The organism is Rhodopseudomonas sp. BAL398 (assembly GCF_033001325.1).
Lineage (GTDB): Bacteria > Pseudomonadota > Alphaproteobacteria > Rhizobiales > Xanthobacteraceae > JARJEH01.
Map to the genome: position 1 here is coordinate 98,884 of NZ_CP133111.1, position 25,188 is coordinate 124,071.

27 protein-coding genes and 1 pseudogene are annotated in these 25,188 nt (G+C 63.2%); 14 read left to right on the forward strand and 14 right to left on the reverse strand.

Annotated elements, in window-relative coordinates:
* Position 1 precedes the first annotated feature (1 nt).
* Positions 2-307, forward strand: a pseudogene (locus tag RBJ75_RS00465) (hypothetical protein); the annotation flags it as partial.
* Here the strand turns inward: RBJ75_RS00465 and RBJ75_RS00470 are convergent.
* Together RBJ75_RS00470 and RBJ75_RS00475 are read right to left on the reverse strand one after the other, a co-directional pair.
* The gene (locus tag RBJ75_RS00470; protein ID WP_080900976.1) at positions 272-1,942 is read right to left on the reverse strand and encodes a DHA2 family efflux MFS transporter permease subunit; all 1,671 of its coding nucleotides are present in this window, start codon (positions 1,940-1,942) and stop codon (positions 272-274) included. The pseudogene RBJ75_RS00465 and the gene RBJ75_RS00470 overlap by 36 nt on opposite strands.
* On the reverse strand, positions 1,939-3,189 hold the full coding sequence (locus RBJ75_RS00475) for an HlyD family secretion protein (RefSeq protein ID WP_276156984.1): 1,251 nt from the start codon (positions 3,187-3,189) through the stop codon (positions 1,939-1,941). The genes RBJ75_RS00470 and RBJ75_RS00475 overlap by 4 nt, the downstream gene beginning before the upstream one ends.
* A 235-nt stretch (positions 3,190-3,424) precedes the next feature.
* On the opposite strand from RBJ75_RS00475, the gene RBJ75_RS00480 reads away from it, so the two are divergent.
* Positions 3,425-4,123 (forward strand): TetR/AcrR family transcriptional regulator, encoded by a 699-nt coding sequence (locus RBJ75_RS00480; protein WP_044418962.1) that lies wholly within the window; start codon positions 3,425-3,427, stop codon positions 4,121-4,123.
* 21 nt (positions 4,124-4,144) lie between these two features.
* On the opposite strand, the gene RBJ75_RS00485 is transcribed toward RBJ75_RS00480, so the two are convergent.
* The 3 genes from RBJ75_RS00485 to RBJ75_RS00495 form a co-directional block, all read right to left on the reverse strand.
* Positions 4,145-4,633 carry a hypothetical protein gene (locus tag RBJ75_RS00485; protein WP_044418964.1) on the reverse strand — a complete coding sequence of 163 codons (489 nt, stop codon included), beginning with the start codon at positions 4,631-4,633 and terminating at the stop codon, positions 4,145-4,147.
* Between the two features lie 100 nt (positions 4,634-4,733).
* Complete coding sequence (locus RBJ75_RS00490) at positions 4,734-4,919, reverse strand: hypothetical protein (RefSeq protein WP_276156985.1); 186 nt, start codon at positions 4,917-4,919, stop codon at positions 4,734-4,736.
* A 262-nt stretch (positions 4,920-5,181) separates the two neighbouring features.
* Positions 5,182-6,285: an NADH:flavin oxidoreductase gene (locus RBJ75_RS00495; RefSeq protein ID WP_044415176.1), complete on the reverse strand. Its 1,104-nt coding sequence runs from the start codon at positions 6,283-6,285 to the stop codon at positions 5,182-5,184.
* A 143-nt stretch (positions 6,286-6,428) separates the two neighbouring features.
* On the opposite strand from RBJ75_RS00495, the gene RBJ75_RS00500 reads away from it, so the two are divergent.
* Positions 6,429-7,328 carry a LysR family transcriptional regulator gene (locus RBJ75_RS00500; RefSeq protein ID WP_044415178.1) on the forward strand — a complete coding sequence of 300 codons (900 nt, stop codon included), beginning with the start codon at positions 6,429-6,431 and terminating at the stop codon, positions 7,326-7,328.
* Positions 7,329-7,472: 144 nt separating this feature from the next.
* Here RBJ75_RS00500 and RBJ75_RS00505 read toward each other — a convergent pair whose 3' ends face one another.
* Entirely contained in the window at positions 7,473-8,057 is a 585-nt protein-coding gene (locus tag RBJ75_RS00505; RefSeq protein WP_317528574.1) for a TetR/AcrR family transcriptional regulator, read from the reverse strand.
* Between the two features lie 387 nt (positions 8,058-8,444).
* On the opposite strand from RBJ75_RS00505, the gene RBJ75_RS00510 reads away from it, so the two are divergent.
* From RBJ75_RS00510 to RBJ75_RS00530, 5 genes are all read left to right on the forward strand, one after another.
* Positions 8,445-9,383: a DMT family transporter gene (locus RBJ75_RS00510; protein WP_080901155.1), complete on the forward strand. Its 939-nt coding sequence runs from the start codon at positions 8,445-8,447 to the stop codon at positions 9,381-9,383.
* 17 nt (positions 9,384-9,400) lie between these two features.
* Complete coding sequence (locus RBJ75_RS00515; RefSeq protein ID WP_044415184.1) at positions 9,401-10,108, forward strand: glutathione S-transferase family protein; 708 nt, start codon at positions 9,401-9,403, stop codon at positions 10,106-10,108.
* A 29-nt stretch (positions 10,109-10,137) separates the two neighbouring features.
* The gene (locus RBJ75_RS00520; RefSeq protein WP_044415186.1) at positions 10,138-10,944 is read left to right on the forward strand and encodes an SDR family NAD(P)-dependent oxidoreductase; all 807 of its coding nucleotides are present in this window, start codon (positions 10,138-10,140) and stop codon (positions 10,942-10,944) included.
* The gene (locus tag RBJ75_RS00525; RefSeq protein WP_044415188.1) at positions 10,944-11,564 is read left to right on the forward strand and encodes a glutathione S-transferase family protein; all 621 of its coding nucleotides are present in this window, start codon (positions 10,944-10,946) and stop codon (positions 11,562-11,564) included. Before RBJ75_RS00520 ends, RBJ75_RS00525 begins: the two co-directional genes overlap by 1 nt.
* 131 nt (positions 11,565-11,695) lie before the next feature.
* Positions 11,696-12,439 (forward strand): haloacid dehalogenase type II, encoded by a 744-nt coding sequence (locus RBJ75_RS00530; protein WP_044415196.1) that lies wholly within the window; start codon positions 11,696-11,698, stop codon positions 12,437-12,439.
* Between the two features lie 88 nt (positions 12,440-12,527).
* Here the strand turns inward: RBJ75_RS00530 and RBJ75_RS00535 are convergent, their stop codons facing one another.
* The 3 genes from RBJ75_RS00535 to RBJ75_RS00545 form a co-directional block, all read right to left on the reverse strand.
* A complete protein-coding gene (locus RBJ75_RS00535) occupies positions 12,528-14,486 on the reverse strand; it encodes a MacB family efflux pump subunit (RefSeq protein WP_044415190.1) in 1,959 nt (652 codons plus the stop codon).
* Positions 14,487-14,489: 3 nt separating this feature from the next.
* Positions 14,490-15,704, reverse strand: a complete 1,215-nt coding sequence (locus RBJ75_RS00540) for an efflux RND transporter periplasmic adaptor subunit (RefSeq protein ID WP_044415192.1) — start codon at positions 15,702-15,704, stop codon at positions 14,490-14,492.
* Positions 15,705-16,149: 445 nt separating this feature from the next.
* Positions 16,150-16,344 (reverse strand): hypothetical protein, encoded by a 195-nt coding sequence (locus RBJ75_RS00545; RefSeq protein ID WP_080901248.1) that lies wholly within the window; start codon positions 16,342-16,344, stop codon positions 16,150-16,152.
* 425 nt (positions 16,345-16,769) lie between these two features.
* Here RBJ75_RS00545 and RBJ75_RS00550 point away from each other — a divergent pair, with 425 nt between their 5' ends.
* Together RBJ75_RS00550 and RBJ75_RS00555 are read left to right on the forward strand one after the other, a co-directional pair.
* Positions 16,770-17,015, forward strand: coding sequence for a hypothetical protein (locus RBJ75_RS00550; RefSeq protein WP_152647886.1), 246 nt, complete (start codon positions 16,770-16,772; stop codon positions 17,013-17,015).
* A 78-nt stretch (positions 17,016-17,093) separates the two neighbouring features.
* Positions 17,094-18,245 carry a DUF3095 domain-containing protein gene (locus RBJ75_RS00555; RefSeq protein WP_044417711.1) on the forward strand — a complete coding sequence of 384 codons (1,152 nt, stop codon included), beginning with the start codon at positions 17,094-17,096 and terminating at the stop codon, positions 18,243-18,245.
* A 21-nt stretch (positions 18,246-18,266) separates the two neighbouring features.
* On the opposite strand, the gene RBJ75_RS00560 is transcribed toward RBJ75_RS00555, so the two are convergent.
* From RBJ75_RS00560 to RBJ75_RS00570, 3 genes are all read right to left on the reverse strand, one after another.
* Complete coding sequence (locus tag RBJ75_RS00560; RefSeq protein ID WP_044417701.1) at positions 18,267-18,710, reverse strand: DUF2147 domain-containing protein; 444 nt, start codon at positions 18,708-18,710, stop codon at positions 18,267-18,269.
* Between the two features lie 134 nt (positions 18,711-18,844).
* Positions 18,845-20,218: an MATE family efflux transporter gene (locus RBJ75_RS00565; protein ID WP_044417703.1), complete on the reverse strand. Its 1,374-nt coding sequence runs from the start codon at positions 20,216-20,218 to the stop codon at positions 18,845-18,847.
* A gap of 99 nt (positions 20,219-20,317) precedes the next feature.
* Positions 20,318-20,842: a GNAT family N-acetyltransferase gene (locus tag RBJ75_RS00570; RefSeq protein ID WP_044417705.1), complete on the reverse strand. Its 525-nt coding sequence runs from the start codon at positions 20,840-20,842 to the stop codon at positions 20,318-20,320.
* 113 nt (positions 20,843-20,955) lie between these two features.
* Here RBJ75_RS00570 and RBJ75_RS00575 point away from each other — a divergent pair, with 113 nt between their 5' ends.
* The 3 genes from RBJ75_RS00575 (at position 20,956) to crcB (ending at position 23,427) form a co-directional block, all read left to right on the forward strand.
* On the forward strand, positions 20,956-22,197 hold the full coding sequence (locus RBJ75_RS00575; protein ID WP_044417707.1) for an MFS transporter: 1,242 nt from the start codon (positions 20,956-20,958) through the stop codon (positions 22,195-22,197).
* An 84-nt stretch (positions 22,198-22,281) separates the two neighbouring features.
* Positions 22,282-22,881 carry a superoxide dismutase gene (locus tag RBJ75_RS00580; RefSeq protein ID WP_044417709.1) on the forward strand — a complete coding sequence of 200 codons (600 nt, stop codon included), beginning with the start codon at positions 22,282-22,284 and terminating at the stop codon, positions 22,879-22,881.
* Positions 22,882-23,052: 171 nt separating this feature from the next.
* Positions 23,053-23,427 carry a fluoride efflux transporter CrcB gene (gene crcB, locus RBJ75_RS00585; RefSeq protein WP_044417713.1) on the forward strand — a complete coding sequence of 125 codons (375 nt, stop codon included), beginning with the start codon at positions 23,053-23,055 and terminating at the stop codon, positions 23,425-23,427.
* 9 nt (positions 23,428-23,436) lie between these two features.
* Here crcB and RBJ75_RS00590 read toward each other — a convergent pair whose 3' ends face one another.
* Both RBJ75_RS00590 and RBJ75_RS00595 read right to left on the reverse strand, forming a co-directional pair.
* Positions 23,437-23,922 carry a CinA family protein gene (locus RBJ75_RS00590; protein ID WP_044417715.1) on the reverse strand — a complete coding sequence of 162 codons (486 nt, stop codon included), beginning with the start codon at positions 23,920-23,922 and terminating at the stop codon, positions 23,437-23,439.
* Between the two features lie 19 nt (positions 23,923-23,941).
* Positions 23,942-24,847: a transcriptional regulator GcvA gene (locus RBJ75_RS00595; protein WP_276156986.1), complete on the reverse strand. Its 906-nt coding sequence runs from the start codon at positions 24,845-24,847 to the stop codon at positions 23,942-23,944.
* 157 nt (positions 24,848-25,004) lie between these two features.
* Here RBJ75_RS00595 and RBJ75_RS00600 point away from each other — a divergent pair, with 157 nt between their 5' ends.
* Positions 25,005-25,184, forward strand: a complete 180-nt coding sequence (locus tag RBJ75_RS00600; protein ID WP_411194489.1) for a DUF1127 domain-containing protein — start codon at positions 25,005-25,007, stop codon at positions 25,182-25,184.
* The last annotated feature ends 4 nt before the right edge of the window (positions 25,185-25,188 follow it).

The window sequence follows — 25,188 nt, forward strand, 5'->3', positions numbered from 1 at the left end:
CCGCTTTGCCTTGGCGGTGCCATTCTGGAATTCAGGAATCTTGAAGTGGCCCGGCATCCTGCCATTGAACGACACCGCGATCGAACTCTTCACTGATGAGTTCAAACTTCATCTGCCTGGCGGCCCCTCTGCCTTTCCCGCGCAATGGCTTTTGCGTCCCGCTGCGGCGAGATTGCTAGTCCAGGGCTTCGGCACGTATTTTGCGGCGACGGGACTGCTCCTTATGAGCCGCATCGTGCAATTGACCGTCCCGGACGGCTGGCCAATACATTTAACCTGGACGGCAATGGCGCTCGGCATCATGTCCGAAATTATGCTCGGACGTCTTTTCTCTCCGTCTGTGCCCGAGGAGCACCAGACTAGCCTTCACCACGAGGAGGCAGGGGACTGCGACGACGAAGAGCAGGGCAACCGACAGGAATGCCTCGTTGAACGAGATCGCAGCGGCTTGGCCCGTCACCATGCGATTCAGCGCAGCGAGAGCGGCTGACGTCGCCTGCTCGGGGGCCATTCCGCCACTTGCGAACCCCTGCTCCATCCCTTTTAGAGCCCGGGTGACGACCGGGCTTCCCTGACCGAGATTCGATACAATCACCATGCGGCTGAGGGCCATATGGTGATCGAGGAAGGTTGCCAGGAAGGCAACACCGATCAGCCCACCCATCTGTCGCCCAAGATTGAACAACCCAACGCCGTGCGGAATTTCGGCGCCTGTAAGTTCGCCCAGGCAGATGATGGTGATGGCGATGAACAGCAGACCCATACCGAACCCCCGCAGCACCAGCGTGGGGACGAGGTCGGGGTAGCCGCTTTCTGCGTTCGAACCCGACAGCAGCCACATCGCCGTCATGAAAATGGCGATGCCAAACGGAACGATCGCGACAGGAGGCGCGCGGAGGAATTGGATCACGGAACCGCTGGTGAGAAGTCCTAAGCCGACGGTGAGGGCGCTCGGTAGCAGCACCAAGCCGGCGTCGCGGGCCGGAAATTGCAGCACTTCGAGCGCGAAGGCCGGGATGAGGAATGCGCTGCCGAACAGCGCAAATCCCGCGACGAAGCTAACGGCGAAGCCGAACGCGAATTCCTCGTGCCTGAAAATCCGGAGGTCGATCAGCGGCGAGGTATTCCTGGCGCTGCGCTGCCAGATGATGAAGCCGATGAGAGTGGCCGCGGCGATCAAACTGAGCCAGACGATCTTGCTGTCCTCGAACCAGTCCCACCTACTCCCTTCGACCAACACGTACACCAAGGATGGCAGCCCGAGGCAGATCAGTGCGAGCCCGAACCAATCCGGTTTGACGGCGCAAGGGACGCGGGGTGGTGTGATCAGCGGCAGGACGGCGAGCACCGCAACGCCGATCGGGACATTGAGCAGCAGGACAGCGTTCCATGAGTCTGCGTCCACGATGACGCCGGCGATCGCCGGAGCGGCCGTGGTCGGCACCATGATCGCGCCGAGAGCAAAAATGGCCTGAATCAGCCCCTGGCGTCGGTGAGCGAACTGGCCGAACAGCCAGCTTTGCCCGCCGGCGATGATGGCGGCTCCGCCTAGCCCTTGGAGCGCTCGACACAGCACGAGGACCGTAAGATCCCGGCCGAGCCAGCAGCCGACCGAGGCGATAATGACCAAAACGATCGCCGATTGGAGCAGCCGGCGGGTGCCGAGCCAGGTGAGAAGCAGCGCGGTGACGGGTAGCCCGCAGACCTTCGCCATGAAGTAGGCAAGATTGAGCCAGGCCGCTTCGTCCGGACTCGCCGATATGGTGCCGGCCATGTGGTCACCGGCGATGTCGAAGATGATCGCGTTCAGGCCATCCATCACAGCTGCTGCCGTAAGCGCCCCGACCGCGATGACGGCTGTGGCGCGTCCTGATGGTCTCTGTATCGACACTCCGTCGAGTGCGCCACCAGCAGGAAGGACGATCGAGTTCGTAGCGGTCATGGCCGGCCTGCTTCCGCAACCGCCGCGGAAGCCGCGTCGGGACGAATGCTGCCGACGTCGATATCGACAGAGGCTGACATGCCGGCCCGCAGGCGCCCTTGTAGGGCGCCACCAGCATCAACCGCGATTTTCACGGGGATGCGCTGCACGACCTTGACGAAATTGCCTGTGGCGTTATCGGGCGGCAGCAGAGCGAACTGTGCGCCACTGGCCGGGGAGAAACTGTCGATGTGCCCTCGGACGGCAACGCCTGGAAAGGAATCCGCTCGAACGATGACGGCCTGGCCAGGACGCATCCGAGCGATCTGCGTTTCCTTGAAGTTCGCCACGACCCAAACCCGATCCAGCGGGACGATCGACAGGAGCGGCGTTCCGGGTTGCACCAGAGCCCCCAAACGGACCGATCGCGCGCCTACCACGCCATCGACAGGAGCCCGGAGGACGGTGTTCGCCAAATCTATTCGAGCAAGTGCTTGGCTGGCGTCGGCCTGCTCCAGGCTGGCGCGCGCCTGCTGCAGGCCGGCTTCCGCCTGTTTCCGGTTGCTCGCCAGCACGTCGAGCTTGCCTCGTTCCGCCGCGGCGGCCGCTCTTGCGCCTGCCAGAGCCGCTGTGGCTTTGCGAAGGTCGGCCCTTGCCGCCTCCAACCGTTGGCGCGGCGCGGCAGACAGCTTGAGCAGCGTTTCGTAGCGCGTGTAGTCGAGCTGGGCTCGCTCGACCTCGGCCTCGGCGCTCATCACCGCGGCATCGGCTTGGGCGATCATGTTGCGCTGCTGGGCGGTTTGGCTGTCCAGAGTCGTGATGGCGGCCTGCTGCGCCTCGATTCCTGCCTGGGCGGCGGCAACATTTGCCTCTGCTTGAGAAAGCCTCGCGCGGAAATCCGCGTCATCGATGCGGACGAGGACCTGTCCTGCCGTGACCGCTTCGTTGTCGGCGATCGGCAGCGCCGACACGTAGCCCTGCACCTTCGGGCTGATCGTTGTGATCTCGGCGCGCACATAAGCATTTTCGGATTGCTCGACCGACGCGCGCGCCGAATACCAGGCGTAAGCGGCGGCAAGGCCGGCTCCGCCAAGGGCAAGGACGCCGACGATCAGGGCGCGTCGGGCACCACGACCGATGGCGCTGCCGCTTCGCCCGGCAGGGCTAAGCCGGGCGACATGCTCGGATGTGGTCTGTTCACCGGGCGCTTCCGCAGCGAGATTCGGAGACTGGCTGGGAACGCTCAAAAGCTCTCTGGGGTGGCGCATGGATTGCCTCCTTGCCATTCAATTTATTGGACCGTACAGTACGGTCCAATATTTGGCAAGGGATACGAGGGATGCCTGCGAGGGAAGTTCAGATGAGGGGTGGTGTTGCTCGGGATTGGTCGTTCAGGTCTCAAGGATGCGCTAAGTTGCTCGCCAGCAGGCGACGGTGTTCTGTGCAGGCGTCCGGGTCTCTGAACCCGGCTCCAACATCGAACCAAATGGGGATTCGTGCGTGATGAAGGTGGCTTCCTCTTCCAAGGACCTGTTGCCCGCGTTTAAGCAGGAACGACGCGCCGCGATCTTACGGGCGGCCGCTGAAATCTTCTTCGCGGTCGGCTACGAAGCCGCCAGCATGGCAACGATCTGCGAGCGGGTCGGCGGGTCCAAGCAAACCGTCTACAATTACTTCCGCAACAAGCAGGAACTCTTCATCACCCTGATCGAAGAGCTGTCGGCCGAGGTGCTGGAGCCGCTCGCGCCGGCACGCCTCGCAATGGATGATCCGGCGAGCACTCTCGCCGAAGTCGGGCGCCGCTACTTACAGATCATCATGTCGGCCACTGCGCTAAATCTGTATCGCGCAGTCGTCGCCGACAGCCGCCGCTTTCCCGAGATAGCCCGAATTTTCTTCGAGCACGGGCCGGGGCGGGCGACGGCCCATCTCGCCGAAGCGCTGACCTTCTATCGGGATGAGGGACGCATTCTGGTTGCCGATCCGGTGCTCGCGGCCGAGCAGTTCGTCGGCATGGTCCGCGACGACCGCCATCTGAACGTGATCCTCGGGCTGCGGCCGCCCATGGACGAGAATGAGATCGACGCCTCCGTGGCCCAGGCCGTCGCGACCTTCATGGATGGAGTTCGACCATCGCAAGCACGGTCCAGACAAACCGTCTCCCCACGTCCGAAAACGGGCGGACGATCGACCAAATCCTGAAGGCGGTTTCTCCCTGAGAACCTATTTCTTCCAGGACTTGCTGAGCAAAATCCGGAAGATCATCAGATGCGAAACAACGACGAGGGGGGCATAGAATGTATAGACGTACCAAAGGGTGGCCAGGTTGAAGCTTGGCACGTTCAGTTGCAGGACGCCGCGCACGCCGTTCAGCAGGTCGAGGAATCCCCAGGTGTTGGCCACCCATACCAGAGGAACGGCAAAGCGCCAGTTGCTCCGCAGAGCAATGATGGAAGCGAGGGCCAGGGCCGCTTCCAAGAGATCGCCGTAGGCGGCACTGGAAAGGAATTCCGCGGGCAGTTTCGGATCGACCATGCCCGGAACTAATAAAGTCATTCCCACATAGCGAGGTACATGCACAAAGAGCGGTGGAATGAGAGCAGCATTGCGAGGAAGTTTGGTCAGTGATGGCCAGACGTACCACGCCGCGACGAGGCTGAAGACGGCGATGCTGGTAAATAGCTGCATCCAGAATATCGTGACGCTATTCATCGCGGTCATTGCTCCCATTGGTGTGCCTGCTGCACATGCGTGAAATATTAGGTGCTCTACGCTTCGGCTCAAGTCTCCAGCCGCGGCAATCGTTTTGGCGTCACATCGCCAGCTCGGCTTCCTTGATATTGGCGATCGACCCTAGGATCGTCGGATCGAAGGCTCTGAGGACGAGGGGCTCAGACAGACCCCGGAGAAGGTCGGGATTCGCCAGCGCTCCGCGACCGATGGTGACGATGTCGGCGCCGTTGTCCAGCGCGGCCGCGGCTCGCATGGTGTCACGCATGTCCGTCCCACGTCCCGCCGCCGCGCAAGCATCAGGAGTTGGGCGGCTGGCGTCTGCGTCGCACCAACCGCCCGCGATCATCTTTGCTGTGGCAACGAAGAGCCGATGCCCGGCATTCCTTCCGGGCAACCACCGTCAAGCGATGCATCTTGGATACGGAGAACAACTCTTCCGCCCTCTCGACGAGCTCCCTCCTTGGCGATGTCGAACCACCGGACGACCTCGGATCCGCGAATGGCGAACTGCGGCAATCGGGTCGGTGTCACATCGCGAGCTCGGATTCCTTGACGTTCGCGATAGGCCCTAGGATCGCCGGATCGAAATCTCGTAGGATGAGGTGCTCAGACAAACGCCGGGGAAAGTCGGGATTCGCCAGCGCCCCGCGGCCGATGGTGACGATATCGGCGCCGTCGTCGAGCGCGGCGACGGCTCGCTCGATGTTGTGCAGGCTGCCATTGGCGAAAATCGCCGCCCTGGGGGCGTGGCGCTTGGCGAGGTTCATCAGCGACGGACCGCCGTCGGCGAAAGCGGGCTGCCATGCCTCGAACTCGGTCACATGAATGAAGTCGGCGCCGGCATCGGCGAGGCCGCCAAAAATGACTTCGGCATCGTGCTCCGCATCGGCCCATTTGTGATGATAGTCGTTCACCTTGCCTTGCGAGATGCGGACGCCGACCGGCGTCTTGGCGCCGACCTTCGCGCGCACCGCCTTGAAGGTCTCAACGATCAACCGCATGCGGTTCGCCGTGGCGCCGCCCCACCGATCCTTTCTGGTGTTGGCGTAGTCAGTCAGAAACTGGTCGAGCAAGTAACCGTTGGCGCCATGGATTTCGATGGCGTCAAACCCGGCGACCGCGATGGCGCGTGCCGCCGACTCGGCAAAGCCGTTGATGGCATCGGCGATCTGCGACTCCGTCATCGCGCCCGGCAGAGCGTAGCGGCCCTTACCGTGGTAGAACGTCATCTGCTCCCCCTTCGGCTGGACCGGAGAAGGCCCCACCGTGGTGTCGCGAAAGCGATTGCCCTGGCCGAGCGCGCCGGCGTGCAACATCTGGGCGATGGCGAACGCGCCGTGCGCCTTGATGCCGCTGACGGCCGGCTTCCAGGCCGTCGCCTGCGCGTCGTCGGTCATGCCGGGCTGGTTGACGTAGCCCTGCGAGAACGCCTGATCGGTGTAAATCCCTTCAGTGATGACCGTGCCGAAGCCACCTCGCGCAAAGCGCTCGTAATAGCGGGTCATCGTCTCGGTCGCACGGCCGTCCCCGGTCGCCGTGATCCGCGTCATCGGCGCCACCGAAAGACGGTTCTTTACGGTATGGCCGTTTATAACGATCGGTGCGAAAAGCGCGCTCGTGTCCATGTCCATTGTCCCGACCTCCAAAACCAGTTGAGCGGCGCCATCAGCGAAAAGCGAAGGATCATCCGCTTGTTGGACGTCGATTTAGCCGGCGCGGGCGGGACGCAGAAGACGGAGTGGACGATAAGCACTATATCGCTTAGCGTTAAAATATGGATCTCGCAGATGTAGCTCTGTTCCGCGCCATTGCGGCGGTCGGCAGCCTGTCGGCCGCGGCGCGTCAGATGGGCACGACGCCGATGTTGGTCAGCCGCAGGCTGGCAGGCCTCGAAGCCGAGCTGGGCGCGCGGCTGTTCCACCGCACCACGCGGTCGCTGTCATTGACTCCCGAGGGAGAGGCCTTCTTGCCTCACGCGGTGACCCTCATGGAAGCGCGCGATTCGGCGTTCGACTCGGTTTCCTCCGGTGGTTCCGGGCTCTCGGGCGTATTGAAGATGACAGCGCCGAACGTCATCGGCCATTCCGTCGTGGTCCCTGTGGTGGCCACGTTGATCGCCGACAACCCGGCGCTACGCGTCGATCTGACCCTGAGCGACAGTGTCATCGATATTGCGACGGCAGGGTTGGATGTGGCGGTTCGCGTGGCGGAGATGAAGCCGTCGGACATGATCGCCACAAGGGTGGCCGACAATCCGTTTACCCTGATCGCATCGCCGGGCTACGTCGCTCGCTTCGGGCAACCCGTCACGACCGAAGACCTGGTGAGCCATCCCTGCATCAAGCTTCATGCGATGGACACTTGGCCATTCACGCGGGGCGGCGAGATGCACCGAGTTCGGATTGGTGGTCCCTTCTCGGCCAGCACCGTCGACGCGGTGCGAGCGGCCTGCATTGCTGGCGTCGGCATCGCCATGTTGACCTACTGGGACGTGCACGAGCAGGTCGCGCGCGGGGAATTGCAGCGGATCGCCCTTTCTGACGTCGAACCCCGGGAAGTCGGGATATGGGCCGTTTTCCCAACCCGCGCGCACATGCCAGCCCGGGTGCGGGCGTTTATCGATGCGTTGCGCGAGCACTGCTCGGCAGGGTCTTCCGTTCCTCTATCGGAATAAGCCGTTCAATTTTTGAAAGTATTCGGGTGCTTCGAAAAAGGCGCCGGTTCAAGCGCGAAGTGGCCGCGGCATAGCTGTGCGGGTCAAACGCGAACGCCGATTGACATTCACTCTCGCAATGACCTTGACGCGACGGCGTCGGTCCTAGTTCGATTTCTTTTTGCTAGGTCGAGCGTTTTCAACGAAAACCAAGGCAAAGATCGGGCGTAACATCCCCTCGAAAAGATCCCGATCAGGTTTTATCCTGGCGAGCACGCGAATGCCCAGCAACTGACCGAGCAGCATCCGCGCGAGATCTTCCGCCGATTGAGATGCCGACACCGTTCCATCGCGTTGGCCCGAGGCGAGGCATCGGAGGAAGAACGCCTCTACGTCACCCAAAAAAGTCGCGACGATCTGCTGGAAATCTCGGTCCTCGGGAACGTGTTCCAGCGTCGAATTCACCAGCATGCACCCCCTGCGGCGCTTGTCCGTGACCGACCGATCGACGATTTCTCCAAAGAACGCCACAATGGCTTCGTGGGCCGGCATCGTGCTTTCGATCCGACGTATCCGCTCCCGGAATGTCTGCTCCAGATAGCGGCTGAGAGCGTTTCGGTAGAGGGTCCGCTTGTCGCCGAAAGCATTGTAAAGGCTGGCGCCGGCAATGCCCATGCGGTCAGCCAGATCGCGAACGGAGGTCGCCTCATAGCCGTGAAGCCAGAACTGCTCCATCGCGGCGTCGATCACCGCCCTCTCATCGAATTCGCGCGGTCTGGCCATTGCTCTCGATTTCGAATTTCAGGTTTCCAATTGAACTCATTACCATCTGCTGGCCAGGATGGGGAAGGCCAATATTACGCGTCGAGGCTGCAGCGTCTCGGCGGCAAACCTGGAAAATTATGGATCGATGGCTCTAATACAGGCGGTCGACGGATGTCTGGTCGTCGCCGGGGCTCTGATGGGAGAGCCCAGCCTCTATCGCGGTGCCTGCCGGAGCGCCATAGACGCCGGGCCAGCCTTCCAACGGCTCCACATTTTTGACACGCAGTCACCGGACAGCGTCAAGGCTGTTGAACTATTCTAGAACGTGTGATCTAAAACGATCGCTGCCCGGAACTGGAATCGGCTACCGTCATGATATCACTCCCCGGCGAGATCGCCCTACCGGACACGACCGACCGAGCGAAGACGCCGAGCCCGCCCAGCGGGCTCGCGTGGGCATCGTTGTCGGTAGCGATCTTTTCGGGCTGGTTCGTCGTCACAAGGCTTGGTCTCAGCCAAAATCTTCAGGTGTGGGATGTGATTGCGCTTCGCTTCGGGGAGGGCGCACTTTTTCTGACGCCGACCCTGTTGATCGGAACATCGCGGTTACCGCTGCGCGCATGGCCAACGGGCATTCCACTTGCGGTGTTGTGGGGCGCACCCTTCATCTTCTTCGTCGGAACCGGGCTGCGGCTGACATCGGCGGTCCTGGCCTCCTCCATCGCACCTGCGTTGATGCCGATATTTGCCGGGGTTTTCGTTTGGATAAGCCGCGGGCAGTGTCCCCGATGGATCGAGATATCCGGCTACGCACTCATCATGGCCGGTCTCGTCCTGCTCGTCTGGTGCAGCGTACCAGCAGAGGGGCAGATGAACACGATGGGCATTCTTTCGCTGATCGTCGCGGCGGCGATGTGGGGGTTTTACACGCTGCGCCTGAAGGCGAGCGGATTATCACCGCTCCAGGCGACGGCTCTGATCTGCTTCTGGTCCACAGTTCTCTACCTGCCGATCTACTTCGGTGCCGGGCTGTCCAACCTGTCCCGTGCTTCGGCCGGTGAATTGTTGTTTCAGTCGACCTACCAAGGGTTCCTGATGAGTGTGGTGGCAGTCCTCGCGTTCAATCGCGCCGTCGCGACGCTGGGCCCACGGGCTTCCTCTGCCATCGTTGCCCTCGTGCCGGTCGCCGTCGTGTTGTTCGCGATTCCGGTGCTCAACGAATTTCCGTCGTTGATCGCGTTGGCGTCCATCTGCGGCATTGCGTTCGGCGTCATGCTCACCGCCGCGCCGGAAAAACCAGAGCGTTACTAATCGCACAGGAGATCACAATGATCCGATTCTACTTCCATCCGACACCCAATCCCGCAAAAGTCGCGCTGATGCTGGAAGAAACCGGTCTGCCTTATGAAATTGTACCGGTGGACACCAGCAAGGGCGAGCAGCACACGCCGTCATTTCGCGCCATAAACCCGAACGGCAAGGTGCCGGCCATCATCGATACCGAGGGACCCGATGGCAAAGAGGCGCGCGTCTTCGATTCGGGCGCGATCTTGCTCTATCTCGGTGAAAAAACCGGGCGTCTGTTGGGCAGCGCGGCCGACAAGCCCGAATTGCTGTCGTGGCTGTTCTTCCTCGCGACCGGAATCGGACCGTTCTCGGGGCAGGCCGTGCACTTCCAGCACGCCGCCCCGGAGAAGCTCGCCTACGCGATCAACCGTTACCGTCGTGAAGTCGAGCGTCACTACGAAGTGCTGGACAAGCATCTCGACGGGCGCGAGTTCATTGTCGGCGAGGAATTTACGATTGCCGACATCTCTGCCTGGGGCTGGCTTGACCGCGCCGGGCGCGTGCTTCCCGGCGAGAGCGACCCCCTTGCGGCATTTCCGAACGTCAAGCGTCTGTTCGAGGCGATCGATTCCCGCCCGGCCGTCGCCAGGGCGCGGGCGGTCGGGAAGGGTCATGCCTTCAAGAAGGAGATGGATGAGGAGACCAAGCGAGCCTTGTTTCCTTCGAATTTTCCGAAGGCAGCCGTCTGAAACACCCAGCAGGACAAAGGAATTCGAAAATGAAAATCGCGGGAAAGCGGGCGCTCGTCACCGGGGGCTCCAGCGGAATCGGCTTGGCGATCGCAGAGGCATTGTTGGCCAAGGGCGCTAAGGTTGTCATCAGTGGCCGCAGGCCGGGCGTCCTGAAGGCGGCCGCCGAGACGCTACGCAAGAGCGGCGGGTCCGTCGAAGCTATCGCTGCCGATATCGGGACCGAAGAAGGCCGCGCGAACACGCTTGCGTTCGCGATCGACAAGCTGGGCGGCCTCGATGTCCTGGTCAACAACGCGGGTGGCGTCCGGGCCGGTCGCCTCGAAGACACCAGCGAGGCGGAAATCAGGAGTATGATCGAGGTCGACCTGGTGGCACCGATCATGCTGACGCGCGCGGCGTTACCGGAATTGCGCGCGGGCAAGGATTCAGTCGTGGTCAACATCACATCCGGCATCGCCCTCGTGGCAGCGCCATTCTATTCCACCTATGCGGGCGTGAAAGCCGGTCTGGCGAAGTTCGGTGAGTCGCTTCGGCGCGAACTCAAGGGCGAGGGGGTGCACGTTATAACCGTATATCCCGGCGCAACCGAGACGCCGATGATGAGCTCGAACCGGGCGGGACCGGAACTTGGGTTCACGCGAGAGTCTGCGGAAGCCGTGGCCGCAGCGACCATCGCCGGCATCGAAGACGATGCGTTCGAGGTCATCCGCGGCGGCGAGGCGCGTGCCAAGATGATCGCGCTGAACCGCGACGATCCGGCGGCCCTGGACAAGCGGTTTCTGGATCTCAAGCCGGCTCTCGGCGCGGCGGTCCGCGACCATTCGGCGCTGTGATGCTCAAGGTCTGGGGCCGCACCAGTTCGATCAATGTCCAGAAGGTGCTGTGGTGCTGCCATGAGATCGGCCTGGAATACGAGCGCATTGACGCGGGTCTGCAGTTCGGCGTGAACGACACGCCGGAATATGCGGCGATGAATCCGACCGGGCTGGTCCCGACCATCGAGGATGAAGACGTCCAGCTCTGGGAATCGAACGTCATCGTCCGGTATCTCTCGCACAAGCATTCGATGGGTGGACTCTGCCCCGCCGACATTGCGACGCGCTTCGATGCGGAAAGATGGATGGACTGGCAGACAGCCCATTTCTGGGCCGTGCTGCGGCCGCTGTACATCGCGCTGATCCGGACTCCGGTCGCGCTGCGCGATGCAGGCGCGATTTCGCGGGCGGAGGCGCTTTCGATGGCCGCGCTACGCGCACTCGACAGAAGGCTGTCCGACCGGCCGTTCCTGGCCGGCGATGCATTCACGATGGGCGACATTCCGGCGGCGGCGACGGTTCATCGCTGGTACAGCCTCGACATTGAGCGTCCGGAGATGCCGAATGTCATGCGTTGGTACGAACGGATGCAAGAAAGGCCGGCCTATCGGCGGATCGTCATGATTCCCTTGAGTTGAAGGCGCTAATGATGTTCCAGCGTAAATTCAATTGATCTGCCGCTTTTGATCAGGAAGCGGGAGTTCCGGATTTACGGATGTGGCGATCATCCGCTTTCCTTCCATCAACTTCAAGATAAAGAGTATTGTCCTTGACCATCAAAGCCGCTGTTTTCGATGCCTATGGCACCCTCTACGATATCCAGTCGGTGGCTTCCATCATCGACGAAGCGTTCCCTGGCTATGGGGAAATCATCACTCAGATCTGGCGCATGAAGCAATTGGAATATACGTGGCTGCGCACGCTGATGCGCCGCTATGAGGATTTCTCGGTCATCACGCGCGAGTCGCTCGCTTACACGCTGAAATTGCTCGGCCTGCAATACGACGCCGGCGTCTTCGAGCGGATCATGGAAAAATACGTTTATCTCGAGCTCTATCCCGACGCAAAGCCCGCACTCATCGCATTGAAGGGCCGCAAACTTGCCATTCTGTCCAACGGCAGCACCGATATGCTCAATGCGCTGGTGCGCAACACCGGCATGGACCAGATACTCGATGCCACCATCAGCATCGATTCCAAGAAGGTGTTCAAGCCGAGCCCGGACGCCTACACGCTGATCGAATCCAATCTTGGGATCTCCCCGGCGGAGGTCTTGTTCGTGTCGTCAAATCCGTTCGACGCGTGCGGTGCCAAGTCTTTTGGCTTGAACGTGGCCTGGATTGAGCGGGTCACGCCCGAGGCGATGGCGTCGGCATGCACCGCTACTGCTGTTTTGACACCGCTTACAATGTTCAGGGCGATCCGGATGCAGATGGATGAGCTTGGGTTCGAACCCGATTACCGTATCAAGAACCTGGCTGATCTGCCGAAGCTGGTGAATTCGCTAACTTGATGCCAGCGGCTTCAGGACTTGGGTGCTCGCTCACCCAGTGTCTTCCGCAGCTAAGTTTGTCAATCGGCATGGAAGCAGTTGTGCCCGACTAGTCTCGCGACAATGCGGCCAGCGGATCCAGAAATGATGCCTGGCGCGCCGGCAGGTATCCGAACACGACGCCGATGCCGGTCGAGCAGATGAAAGCGGCCGCGATCGAGCCGCCGGACAGGCTGAGCGGAAAAGCCGGCACCAGCAAATTGAACAATGCAGCCAGGCTGAACGCGATGCCGACGCCGAGCCCGCCGCCGATCAGGCAGACCATCACCGCCTCGATCAGGAATTGCTGCAGGATGTCGCTGCGCCGAGCGCCGACCGCCATGCGCACGCCGATCTCGCCGATCCGTTCCGAGACCGACACCAGCATGATATTCATCACACCGATGCCGCCGACCACCAGCGAGATCACCGCGATCGCGGCGATCATCAGCGTCAGCGTCGCGGTGGTGCTGGTGATGGTCTTGCGAATGTCGTCGGTGTTGAGAATCACAAAGTCCTTCAGCCGGTGCCTGAGCGTGAGCAGCCGGGTCACGTCCTGCTCCGCGGCTTTGGTCGCCACCTTGTCGTCGACCTTCACCACGATGCTGCGCAGCGTCGAGTTGCCCAGAAAGCGCGCCTGCACGGTGGTGTAGGGCAGATAGACCGAGAGGTTCTGACTGGAGCCGAAGCCGGCCTGCTGCTGCTGGGTGACGCCGACGATCCGGCACGGCACCCGGCCGATCAGAATGACCTTGCCGATCGGCCCGTCGGGATCGTCGGCGAAAAATGTCTGGCGGGTCTTTTCGTCGATCACCACGTCCTGGCTGATGTCGCGCAGGTCGGTCTCGTCGAAAAACTGGCCCGTCGACAGCTTGGTGCCCTTCACGGCGAAATACTGCGCGCCGACGCCGTTCACCAGCGCATTGGCCTCCAGCGGCCCGTGGCGCAAGGTGGTGCTGGTCGACACCGTGGGCGTGACGCCATCGACATAGGGCTGCAGGGCCAGCGCTCTGGCATCGGCCAGCACCAACGTCTTGATCTTGGACGAGCGGACGTCGCCGAGATCCTTGCCGGGAAAGATCTCGATCGTATTGGTGCCGAGGCTGGAGATGTCGGTCAGCACCTTGCGTTTGGCAGCGTCGCCCACCGCGATGATGAACACCACCGAGGCGATGCCGATGATGATGCCCAGCATGGTCAGGAAGGTGCGCAGCCGATGCGCTGCCATCGCCAGCATCGCCATGCGGAAGGCTTCGGCGATGCGGTCGAGCCGGCTTTGCCACGGCCGGCGCGTTCGGGCCGGCGCTGGCGCGGCGGCGCTGCGGGGCGCGGGCGCGTCGGTCGATGTCGCGCGGTCGCTGATCACCACGCCGTCGCTGAGTTCGATCACCCGCTTGGCGCGCGCCGCCACCGCGGCGTCGTGGGTCACGATGATCACCGTCTTGCCGTCGGCGTGCAGCTCGTCGAGAATGCGCAGCACCTCGTCGCCGCTGCGGCGGTCGAGCGCGCCGGTCGGCTCGTCGGCCAGAATGACGTCGGCGCCGTTCATCAATGCGCGCGCGATCGACACCCGCTGCTGCTGGCCGCCGGACAGCTGGTTCGGGCGATGGCTGGCGCGATCGGTGATCCCGAGCCGCGCCAGCAGATGGGCTGCCCGATCGCGCCGCTGCTCGCTGGCCTGACCCGCATAGATCGCCGGAATTTCGACATTGCCGAGCGCCGTCAGCTCCGGCAGCAGGTGATAGCGCTGGAAGATGAAGCCGAAATGTTCGCGCCGCAGCGCTGCCAATTGATCGGCGTCGAGCGAGGAGGTCTCGCGGCCGGCGATCTGATAGCTGCCCGAGCTTGGACGGTCGAGGCAGCCCAGGATGTTCATCAGCGTCGATTTGCCCGACCCCGACGCCCCCATGATGGCGACCATCTCGCCGGGCTCGATCGTCAGATCGAGGTCGCGCAGCGCCACCACCGTCGCGTCGCCGGAGGCAAATTCGCGGCGCAGGCCGCGCAGCACAATGGTCGAACGGGCCATGGCTTACATTCTCGGCGGCGGAGCGTCGCTGCCGCCCGACGACGGTTGGGCGTCGCCGGTTGTCCGGCGCAGCACGACATTGTCGCCCGCCGCGAGGCCGGAGAGAACTTGCGCCATCAGCTTGTTGTTGATGCCGATCTTGACCGAGCGCGACGACACCGTGCCGTCGACGCCGACGACCTCGACCAGATAGCTGCCATCGGGATTGCGCCTGGTCAACGCCGCGGATGGAATCGTCAGCGCCTGATGGGCCTGCGCGACCACGACGTGCACTTCCGCCGTCATATAGGTGCGCAGCCGGCCATCGGAATTGGGCGCGGTGAAGATGGCGTTGTAATAGATCGCCGAGGTCGAGGTCGATGCCGCCGATGAGCTGGAGGTCACGCTCGTCGAACTGAAGCTGCTGTCGTTCTTGATCGATTCCGGCGCGGGTTCGATGAAATCCAGCTGCGCGCTATAGCGATGGTCGGGGTCGCCGAGAATGTTGAAATAGACCTCCTGTCCGGGCTTCACCTTGATGACGTCGACTTCGGAAATCTCGGCTCGGATCGTCATCACCTCGACCTGACCGAGAATCACGATGGTCGGCGCCGACTGCACGGCGTTGACGGTCTGGCCTTCCTGGGTGACCACCGCCAGCACCGTGCCTTCGATCGGCGCGGTGACTTTGGTATAGTCGAGATTGACGCGGGCATTGGCCACCGACACCTCGGCCTGGGTGATCTGGGCGTCCAATGCCGCGATCTGCGCCTCGGTCTGCTTGACGGTGGCGACCGCGGTGTCGAAATCGGCGCGCGGGGTCGCCTTCTGCGCGACGGTCAGCCGATTGCGGGCCAGCGTGGATTGCGCAAGCGCCAGCGTGGCCTCCTTCTCGTCGCGCTGCGCGCGCATGTTCTGCAGCGCAGCCTCGGCGGTTCGCAGGTCGTTCTGCTTGGTGATGGGATCGATCTGGGCGATCAGGTCGCCGAGTTTGACCTTGTCACCGATCTTGACCTTGAGCGAGATCACCCGGCCGGACACCTGGGCGCCTACCGCGACCATCTTGATCGGCTTCAGCGTGCCGCTGGCCAGCACGGTCTCTTCGATGTCGGAGAGCTTCGCCGCGGCGGTAACGGGGGGCGGTGCCTTCGCCGGAAAGAATTTGGCCTTGATCATCCAGCCCGCGATCAGCACGACCATCAATGCGCCGACAAACGCCACGCGCCGAACATTAAACATCGGTCATATTTTCCCAGAAGGCTGGTCAAGGGGGCACATGTGCCGCCCGATAAGGCGTGTCAATCGGCTGCCGGCATCGCCGCTTGTCTCAGCGGAACATGGTTGCAGTAAGGTGGCGCTGTCAATCGCGCTCGAGCCACGCCGGCCTGCTGGGGCGAGCCAGTTCAACAGAGCGGCTAGCGATCTGCCGGCCCTATGCCGCCGTAGAATGTCGCAAAATCGGGAAGTCTATTCTGCATCGCGCCGCACCGGCCGCAGAAGCGGCCCACGCGTGGTGGTGGTCGTAGCGTTCGAAGGCGTCGAACGCGCGATCATTGGGCTGAGGCAGCAGGGGCATTAGCTGTGCCGCTCAGCGCGGCGGCAGATTGTGATGAACCGGCAGTGACAGTTTCTGCGATGGGTCTTTGACCGAGCCGGGCGGTGTCTCAGTGATCCTCGTGGCCGATTACCGAATCGCCACGGAGGTGTCGCTGCTGAGCGTCACCGTCGTGGCGGCCTTGATCGGCGCGCGCGACGCGACCAGCGACGAGTCAGTGCGTCCATGAATGCCGACCAACATGACCACGATCGCCAGGGAAGCGGCGAGACCGACAATCTTCAAATGAGTGGCGCGGTCGGCGGAATGAAAAGAGTGGGACATAGCGTACTCCACAGAATATCCGTTCCGACACAGTAGCCGAGCGCCGGCTAAGCGCAACGCGGGGTTGACTTTAAGCTAACCAGTCTTGCTCACAGGTAGGACCATAATGCGACGACCGCGTTCACACGCTGTTAGTTGTTCTTATGAAAGAGTGAATCGCGCGCCGTGCGTATATTGCCTGATGCCGCCGGCCCTGGTGGAGCGATTGGCGCAGCTGGCGAATGACCGCAGCCGCAATTGGGATGACGCCATCGATGCGATCCAAAGGGGGGGCGGGTGGCCGGCAAGGCCGGTACATTGCGGCGTTGTTCGAACTGTATGTCGGCCGGATCCGGGAATTTCAGCGCCATCCGCCGCCGGAGGCTTGGACCGGCGTAGAGGCATTGCTGGCGAAGTGACGCCCGCCGCGACGCTCGGCCTGATCCATGGTTGATCGGACCTGCCTTTCTGCTCTAACTGGGGCGGCCAAGGCGCTGATCCGCGCTAGGGCCGACCCTGGTTGGGTGATCCTTGTTGCGAAACCGGAAGCTTCACAATTGAAATCGCTTGGTGCGATCTTTCTGCTGGCCTTGGCGGTGTTTGCGTTCGGGCTGTATTCGGACATCACGATGACGCGATGCGTTCGGGGAACGGTCACGGCAGCGCTGGGCCTGTGCGCCCGAGGCGAGTGAGATTTCAACGACTGTTCCGCAACGAATTGCGGTCCCGAACGTAGCTGTTTGATGATCCAGACTGGAACCATCGCAACCATGGCTGTCGACGGTGAAAGCGACGCGTTCTATCACGGCATTCCGGTATTCCACGGCTTTCCCAGCCTGATGGACCCGACGCTGTATTCGGCATTGCCGGATGGTTGGACCATCGGCGTCGCCGACATTGTCGACTCCACCAAGGCGATCGCGGCGCAGCGCTACAAGGCCGTCAACATGGCTGGCGCCGCGGTGATTGCGGCGGTCACCAATGCGCTGGACGGCCGCGAATTTCCCTTCGTATTCGGCGGCGACGGCGCCAGCTTCGCGGTGGCGCCGGGCGATCTCGATCGCGCGCGCGCAGCCCTCGCCGCGACGGCCGCCTGGGTGGAGGGCGACCTCGACCTGTCGATGCGGATCGCGCTGGTCCCGATCGCCGCGGTGCGGGCGCAGCAGTTGGACGTTCGCGTCGCGCGCTATGCGCCGTCGCCGAACGTGTCCTATGCGATGTTTGCCGGCGGCGGGCTGGGCTGGGCCGAAGCTGCGATGAAGCGAGGCGAATTCGCGGTGGCGATGGCGCCGCCCGGCACCCATCCCGATCTCTCGGGGCTGTCATGCCGGTTCGAGGAAATCCCCGCGGCGCAGGGCGTGATCCTGTCGGTGCTGATCGTGGCGTCGTCCGGTGCCGATCCGGCGCGGTTTCGCGGCCTGATCGAGGACGTGATTGCGCTGGCAGAGCAAAGCCCCGATGCCGGACGGCCGGTTCCCGCGCGCGGCCCCGATTTCCGCTGGCCGCCGGCGGGCGTCGATTATGAGGCGCGGGTGGCGCGCGGCGGCCCGCTGCTGGTGCGGCGCGCAATTGTTCTGGCGACCACGCTGATTTCGTTTTTGATCATGCGGTTCGGCATCAGCATCGGCGGTTTCGTGCCGAAGACCTATACCAGGCAGGTGGTCGAAAATTCCGATTTCCGCAAATATGACGATGGCTTGCGGATGATTTTGGACTGCACGCCGGAACTGGCGGAGTCGCTGGAACGCGTGCTGTCGGACGCCACGGCGAAGGGCTTCGTGCGTTATGGTCTGTTTCGTCAGGACGCCGCGATAGTGACCTGCTTCACGCCGTCCGCCTTGCGCAGCGACCATGTGCATTTCATCGATGGCGCGCGCGGCGGCTACGCGTCGGCGGCGCTGACCTTGAAGGCGATGGCATAAGCCTCGGATCGGCCCGACACGTCAGCGTCTGGTTCGGGTCCAGTTTTCGCCGCCGCACAGCGCGCCGACGCAGCCCTCGACCCTCAGCGTCCGCGGGCCGGTGAGAGAAATATGGCTGATATAGGTCTGCCCGTCGTCGGCATTATAGATATGCCCTGACCATTTGCTTTGCCCGGAAGTCCGCATATCGCCGAAAATGCGCAGCCCGATCATCGGCCGCCCGGCGCGCGCCGGGTTTGGATTCTTGTCGTCGATCGCCGGCTTGCCGGTGGCCCGATCGATCGGATCCCGCAACCAGACCACGGTGCCGCAATAGGCTTTGCCGCAGCGATTGACCCGCACCTTGGCGTCGCCCGCCTGGGTCAGCCAGAGCCCGGTGGGGGAGTGGGATCCTTGCGCCAGCGCGGCCGGCGCGGCCAGCGAGGCCAGCAGGCTTCCCAACATCAAAACGGACCGTGCAGCCATTCCTGTACTCCAGCTTTGCCGGCGGAACCTGAGGCGACCGGCGCGTGCAGGTCGTGGACAATCCTGACCTGGATATCAAGAAAGCGCAGATTCGCGCAATGCCAGCGACGCCGGCACGCGACGCACGACGCGGCCTAAATGCCCCACCGTGTCAGCTTGACCGCCGCCGCCGTGCCGAGGCCGTAGACCACCATTGCGACAGCGACCAGCGCGAACAGCGCGGAGGCCGGCGCGCCGATCGAGGTCAGCCACCATCCGCCAAGCGCCACCATCAGCAATCGGCCGGTGGCCGCCAGCACCGGGCCGCCGACCTTGGCCGCGCCTTGCGATGCGAAATACAGCGAAACGCCCAAGCCGAAGAAGGCGAACGCCGGCCCGGCCCAGCCGAAATAGCTATCGGCCGCGGCCGCGACGCCGGGGTCGCTGGTGAACAGCCGGACCCACAAGGACGGCTTGACCGCCATCACCCACCCGACCAATCCGAGGCTCAGTGCCGCCGCGGCCGCCGCCGTCCATGCCACGCGTCGCGCCCGCGCCACCAGGCCGGCACCGATCGCCATGCCGACCATCGGTATCGACGCCACCCCATAGGCAAAGGCGACCGGGATCAGCAGGAATTCAAGCCGCGAGCCGATGCCGTAGCCGGCCAAGGTCAGGGTTCCGAAGCCGGCCAACATTTTGGTGAAGATCAGAATTGTGAGCACGGATTGCAGCGGCGCCAGGCAGGCCATCGCGCCCACTTTCAGGATGTCGACGAACATCCCGCGCTGAAACGCAAAGGAGGCCAAGCGCAGACGGAGCCGGCCGCGCCCGCTGATCAGATATCCGAGCAGGAACAGCGCGGCGAGGGTGAAGGCGATCAGTTGGCCGGCGGCGACGCCCGGCATTCCCAGTCGCGGCATGCCGAACAGGCCGAGACCGAGCGTGCCGCCGATCACGATCTGCAACGCGGCGGTGGCAAGCAGTGTCGCCGACGGCAGCAGCATCTCGCCGGTGCCGCGCAAAATCGATGCCAGCGTATTGACCAGCCAGATCGACACCGCGCCGCAAAACAGCACCCGAGAATAACCGCAGGCCTGTTCGAGCACGTCGCCTTTGCCACCGAGCAGCACGAAGAAGTGGCGGCCAAACGCTAACATCATCGCCGTAAACAGCAGCCCGCCGCAGACCCCGATGATGACGGCGTGGATCGCCAGCACGGCGGCGCGCTCCTGGTTGCCGGCGCCGAGTGCCCGGCTGATCGCCGAAGACACGCCGCCGCCCATCGCACCGGCCGACATCATCTGCGTCAGCATGGCGAACGGAAACACCAGCGCGATCGCGGCCAGCGGGACCAGCCCGAGCCGGCCGATATAAGAGGTTTCCGCCACGGCGACCAGTGCGGTGCCGACCATCGCGATGATGTTGGGAACCGCCAGCCGCAACAGCGTCGGCAGGATCGGCGCTGTCAGCAAAGCGTTGCCAGGCGCGATCGGAAGCGGGGCGTCGGCTGGTGCATCGATCGTCATGCGTGACATCCCGAACGGACCGCGGGGCGCGGCTTTGATGAGATTATGATTGACATATTATAACTGCGCAAGACGTCGTCTGTGGCGTCTAACGCGTGGTCACCACGGCAATCCGCAGAGGTCGATGACGCCTTGCCGCGGCTTCAGCCGCAGATCGAACACCCGGGCTGCGATGGCGTCGAAGCGGATGCGCTGTCCGGCCTGTTCGGCGTAGACCTCGCCGTCAAACGCCGCCCAGCCGCGTTGGCCGTAGAACGCCGCGTGGCGCGGTTCGCAGAACAGCAGGCCGAAATCGACAGCCTCGTGATCGCGCAGCGTCTGGATCGCGGCATTCAGGGCGATGCTGGCATAGCCGCGGCGCCGGCAATCGGGATGGGTGGCAACCCCGCCGATGCCGCCGACCTCGCATTTGCGGTCGTTCCAGGTCAGGGTGCGCAAATGCAGCCCGACGTGGCAGAGCAGGCCTTCGGGCGAATCGATCAGCACGCGGAGCGTGGCATGTGCCATCTCGATGTTGCCCCAGGGCAGGGTTGCCTTTGCCTCCGGCGGCCACACCGTGTCCAACAGCGGCTTAGCCCGCGGCCAGGATGCGTCGCCCGACAGGACTTCGATCTCGATGCTCATGGTGTGACAACCTCTGCGCCCGGCGCATCCCCATGATACCGGGCTGATGGCTGGTAAGTCGCCGGTTCCGATGGCAAGATCAAATGAAATATAGGATTTGGGGAAATGACTCGATGACGGCAGCCCAGCTCAGCTCGTTTCAACGCTGGTCGATTCTGATCGGCGCGGCGGTGATGCTCAGCCTCGCGATGGGGATGCGGCAGAGTTTCGGGCTGTTTCAGCCCTCAGTGATCCGCGATATCGGCATCACCAGCGCCGATTTCTCGCTGGCGACGGCACTGCAAAACGTGGTCTGGGGCGTCTCGCAACCATTGGTCGGGATGTTTGCCGACCGATACGGCGCGCGCTATGTGATGCTGATGGGTGTGCTGGTCTATGCCGCCGGGCTGGTGCTGATGATGGTGGCGACGTCGGCGCTGGTCTTCACCCTCGGCGCCGGGCTATGCGTCGGGCTGGCGCTGTCCTGCACCGCCTCGAGCATGACCATGGCGGTGACCTCGCGCACAGTGTCGGCCGCCAAGCGCAGCGTCGCGATGGGCGCGGTGTCGGCGGCGGGCTCGCTCGGGCTGGTGATCGCCTCGCCATTGGCGCAGACCCTGATCACCACCGCCGGCTGGCAAATGGCGCTGATCGGCTTTCTCGGCCTCGTCGCCGTGATGCTGCCGTCGGCGCTGTTCGCCGGCCGCGCCGACAAGATCGAAATCGAAAAGTCCGACGATGTTCAGGAGACGCTCGGCGCGGTGGTGCAATCGGCGCTCGGCCATTCCGGCTTCGTGGTGCTGGCGATTGCGTTCTTCGTCTGCGGGCTGCAACTGGTGTTCCTCACTACGCATCTGCCGAATTATCTCGACATCTGCGGGCTCGATGCCTCGCTCGGCGCCGAGGCGCTCGCCACCATCGGATTGTTCAACGTGATCGGCTCCTATGCCTTCGGCTGGCTCGGCGGCCGCTATCCGAAACAGCTGCTGCTGGGCGGCATCTATGTCACGCGCTCGCTGGCGATCGCCGCCTATTTCTATTTCCCGGCGTCGGCCACTTCGACACTGATCTTCGCCGCCGCGATGGGATCGCTGTGGCTCGGGGTGATTCCGCTGGTCAATGGGCTGGTGGCGCAGCTGTTCGGACTGCGTTACATGGCCACGCTGACCGGGATCGCCTTTCTCAGCCATCAGGCCGGTTCGTTCCTGGGGGCCTGGGGCGGCGGCATGATCTATGACCGGCTCGGCAATTATGACAGGGCCTGGCAGGCCGCGGTGCTGATCGGCTTGATCGCCGGAGCCGTGCAGATGCTGATGAATGTGCGGCCGCCGCAGCGTCGCGACGTCGTCGGCGAGCCGGTTGCGACCGCGATTTGATCGCATTTGCTGTTTTGAACCGCTGTGGAACCTTCTATAAAGGTTCCCGTTAAGCCGACGTCCCCCATTTTTCGGAAATGACCCATGACCTTTACGCTTCCCGATCTGCCATACGCCTACGACGCCCTCGCGCCCCATATGTCGAAGGAAACGCTTGAGTTTCACCACGACAAGCACCACCAGGCCTATGTCACCAACGGCAACAACCTGCTGAAGGGCACCGAATTCGAGGGCAAATCCCTCGAGGACATCGTCAAGGGCTCGTTCGGCAAGAACGCCGCGCTGTTCAACAATGCCGGTCAGCATTTCAACCATCTGCATTTCTGGAGCTGGATGAAGCCCAATGGCGGCGGTAGCAAGCTGCCGGGCCGGCTGGAAAAGAAGATCACCGAGGATCTCGGCGGTCTGGAGAAATTCAAGACCGATTTCGCCGCCGCGGGTGCCGGCCAGTTCGGCTCCGGCTGGGCTTGGCTGTCGGTCAAGAACGGAAAGCTCGAAATCTCGAAGACGCCGAACGGCGAAAATCCGCTGGTGCACGGCGCCACGCCGATCCTCGGCGTCGACGTCTGGGAGCATTCCTATTACATCGATTATCGCAATCGCCGCCCGGATTATCTCAAGGCGTTTGTCGATCATCTGGTGAATTGGGACTATGTCGACGAATTGTTCGGCAAGGCGTCCTGATCGCATCGCGCCATTTGAAACGGGCGGCAGCACAAGCTGCCGCCTTTTTCATTGCCGCGATGCGTCTTTCTGAATCACTGTGAATGTTTTTGCGGCTTGCCGTCGGCCGGCGCTTGCCTCAAACCAACCGGGCGTTTCGCCTGCGATGTCGCCGACGCGGAGGACTGTGTGCTGAACTATCTTCTGGTTTTTCTGGGCGGCGGGCTTGGCGCGACGGTGCGCCATTTCGTCAACACCATCAGCTCGCGCACGCTGGGGACCGCGTTTCCGTATCATACCTTTCTGATCAACATCACCGGCTCGACCGTGATGGGTGTGGTCGCCGGCTATCTGGCGTTCAAGGGCGGCGCGTCGCAGCCGTTGCGGCTGTTTGTGATGACCGGCGTGCTCGGCGGCTACACCACTTTTTCGGCGTTCTCCCTGGATGCCGCGTTGCTTTACGAGCGCGGCGAAGTCGTTCTGGCCGCGCTGTATGTGCTGGGCTCGGTGGTGCTGGCGATCGCCGGATTGTTCGCCGGACTTACGCTGGTGCGCCATCTGACTTAGGCGCTGCGCTCATTGCTGCGACAGATGATGCAGCAGGAAGGTCAGCGCGGTGCTGGCGAACTGCTGCATATTCCCGAGTCGGTCGGCGCTGCCGGTCTCCAGCGTCATCGCTTCCTGTCCGGGCCCCGCGATCGCGATGCAGCAATGCCCGGCGGCGTCGCCATAGCGATTGCCGGTCGGACCAGTGGCGCCGGTTTCCGACAGGCCCCAGTCGCAGGAAAACCGGGTGCGGATGCGGCCGGCCAGCAATTGCGCATAGGGCTCCGAGGCTGAGCGCAGGCCCTTCATCTCGGGGTCGGGGATATCCATCAGGACGCGGCGTGCCTCGCGGGTGTAGACCACCGCCGAGCCGAGAAAATAGGCCGAGGCGCCGGGCACCGCGAGCAGCGCCGCCGAGATCAGCCCGCCCGTCGAGGATTCGGCAATCGCAATGGTCTGGCGTTGCGCGATCAGCTTGATTGCCACCTTTTCGGCCAGCGGCACCAATTCCTGCATCATCATCGCTCTCCCGATCTCAGGCCGTCTCGGAGGCCTGGCGCATCGACGCCGTCAGCCATTGCCGGAACGCCGACAGCTTCGGCGAATCCGCGCTCGCCTTGGGTGATACCAGATAGAACCCCCATTCATCCGGCAACCTGATTTTGAACGGCACCACCAGGCGGCCCGTGGCGATGTCGGCCTCGACATAGGATGTGCGGCCCATCGCGACGCCGAGCCCATCGATCGCCGCCTGCACGGTCACGAGAATCAGGTCGAACGACAGGCCCGGCGCTTTCGACAGCGTGGCCGGCTGGCCCGCTGCGGTCAGCCACAGCCGCCAGTCGTCGTCATAGCCGCCGCTGGTGTGAAGCAGCGTGTGCTGCGCCAGATCCTCGGGGCATTGCAGCGGCCGGCCGCCGCGCAGCAGCGCCGGGCTGCACACCGGAAACAGCTGGTCCGCCATCAGCCAGTCGGCGCGCAGGCCCGGCCACTGGCCGCGGCCATAGCGGATCGCCGCGTCAACGTCGCCGGCCTTGAAATCGACCAGCGCCCGCGATGTGGTGATGCGCACGTCGATGCCCGGATGGGCCTCCTGGAACGCCGACAGCCGCGGCAGCAGCCACTTCGCCGCCAGCGACGCCAGCGTGCTGACGGTGAGCACGTTGTCGTCCTTGCGCAGCAGCCGGTCGGTGGCCAGCCGCAGATCGTTGAACGCGGCGCGGATGCCCGGCAGGTAGTCGCGGGCCTGTGGCGTCAGCGCCAGCGCACGATTCTGCCGGATGAACAGCCGGACCCCGAGTTCATCCTCGAGCCGTTTGATCTGATGGCTGATCGCGGTCTGGGTGACGTTCAACTCGACCGCGGCTTCGGTAAAGCTGAGATGGCGCGCCGCGGCCTCGAAGGCGCGCAAGCCGTTCAGCGACGGTAGGCGGGCGGTCATCGGCCCCGGCCTGGTTGCGTGACGACGGTCTCAATCATGAGAAAAACTCATCCGAACGGGGACAAAGTGTCGTTTGTCGCGCGGCGACATCACGGCGATAAACGACACCATAGCTTAGTTTCTGGAGGCGACGATGTCCACATGCTCAGACCATACGATGACAAATCATCATGACCTCAGTTCTCTCGGGCTGCTCCGGGCGGTGCTGCAGACCTGGCGCGACCGGCAACGGCAGCGGCACGAATTGGCGAAGCTTTCCGAGCGGGACATGCACGATCTCGGAATTTCGTGGAGCGACATGATGTTCGAGGCCGAGAAGCCGTTCTGGCGCGGCTGACGCC

Excerpts from the sequence above, each read along its gene's own strand:
- RBJ75_RS00470 (WP_080900976.1), bottom strand. The coding sequence starts at position 1,942 with ATGACCGCTACGAACTCGATCGTCCTTCCTGCTGGTGGCGCACTCGAC.
- RBJ75_RS00475 (WP_276156984.1), bottom strand. The coding sequence starts at position 3,189 with ATGCGCCACCCCAGAGAGCTTTTGAGCGTTCCCAGCCAGTCTCCGAAT.
- RBJ75_RS00480 (WP_044418962.1), top strand. The coding sequence starts at position 3,425 with ATGAAGGTGGCTTCCTCTTCCAAGGACCTGTTGCCCGCGTTTAAGCAG.
- RBJ75_RS00485 (WP_044418964.1), bottom strand. The coding sequence starts at position 4,633 with ATGAATAGCGTCACGATATTCTGGATGCAGCTATTTACCAGCATCGCC.
- RBJ75_RS00490 (WP_276156985.1), bottom strand. The coding sequence starts at position 4,919 with ATGCGTGACACCATGCGAGCCGCGGCCGCGCTGGACAACGGCGCCGAC.
- RBJ75_RS00495 (WP_044415176.1), bottom strand. The coding sequence starts at position 6,285 with ATGGACATGGACACGAGCGCGCTTTTCGCACCGATCGTTATAAACGGC.
- RBJ75_RS00500 (WP_044415178.1), top strand. The coding sequence starts at position 6,429 with ATGGATCTCGCAGATGTAGCTCTGTTCCGCGCCATTGCGGCGGTCGGC.
- RBJ75_RS00510 (WP_080901155.1), top strand. The coding sequence starts at position 8,445 with ATGATATCACTCCCCGGCGAGATCGCCCTACCGGACACGACCGACCGA.
- RBJ75_RS00515 (WP_044415184.1), top strand. The coding sequence starts at position 9,401 with ATGATCCGATTCTACTTCCATCCGACACCCAATCCCGCAAAAGTCGCG.
- RBJ75_RS00520 (WP_044415186.1), top strand. The coding sequence starts at position 10,138 with ATGAAAATCGCGGGAAAGCGGGCGCTCGTCACCGGGGGCTCCAGCGGA.
- RBJ75_RS00525 (WP_044415188.1), top strand. The coding sequence starts at position 10,944 with ATGCTCAAGGTCTGGGGCCGCACCAGTTCGATCAATGTCCAGAAGGTG.
- RBJ75_RS00535 (WP_044415190.1), bottom strand. The coding sequence starts at position 14,486 with ATGGCCCGTTCGACCATTGTGCTGCGCGGCCTGCGCCGCGAATTTGCC.
- RBJ75_RS00540 (WP_044415192.1), bottom strand. The coding sequence starts at position 15,704 with ATGTTTAATGTTCGGCGCGTGGCGTTTGTCGGCGCATTGATGGTCGTG.
- RBJ75_RS00545 (WP_080901248.1), bottom strand. The coding sequence starts at position 16,344 with ATGTCCCACTCTTTTCATTCCGCCGACCGCGCCACTCATTTGAAGATT.
- RBJ75_RS00550 (WP_152647886.1), top strand. The coding sequence starts at position 16,770 with ATGGTTGATCGGACCTGCCTTTCTGCTCTAACTGGGGCGGCCAAGGCG.
- RBJ75_RS00555 (WP_044417711.1), top strand. The coding sequence starts at position 17,094 with ATGGCTGTCGACGGTGAAAGCGACGCGTTCTATCACGGCATTCCGGTA.
- RBJ75_RS00560 (WP_044417701.1), bottom strand. The coding sequence starts at position 18,710 with ATGGCTGCACGGTCCGTTTTGATGTTGGGAAGCCTGCTGGCCTCGCTG.
- RBJ75_RS00565 (WP_044417703.1), bottom strand. The coding sequence starts at position 20,218 with ATGACGATCGATGCACCAGCCGACGCCCCGCTTCCGATCGCGCCTGGC.
- RBJ75_RS00570 (WP_044417705.1), bottom strand. The coding sequence starts at position 20,842 with ATGAGCATCGAGATCGAAGTCCTGTCGGGCGACGCATCCTGGCCGCGG.
- RBJ75_RS00575 (WP_044417707.1), top strand. The coding sequence starts at position 20,956 with ATGACGGCAGCCCAGCTCAGCTCGTTTCAACGCTGGTCGATTCTGATC.
- RBJ75_RS00580 (WP_044417709.1), top strand. The coding sequence starts at position 22,282 with ATGACCTTTACGCTTCCCGATCTGCCATACGCCTACGACGCCCTCGCG.
- RBJ75_RS00590 (WP_044417715.1), bottom strand. The coding sequence starts at position 23,922 with ATGCAGGAATTGGTGCCGCTGGCCGAAAAGGTGGCAATCAAGCTGATC.
- RBJ75_RS00595 (WP_276156986.1), bottom strand. The coding sequence starts at position 24,847 with ATGACCGCCCGCCTACCGTCGCTGAACGGCTTGCGCGCCTTCGAGGCC.
- RBJ75_RS00600 (WP_411194489.1), top strand. The coding sequence starts at position 25,005 with ATGACAAATCATCATGACCTCAGTTCTCTCGGGCTGCTCCGGGCGGTG.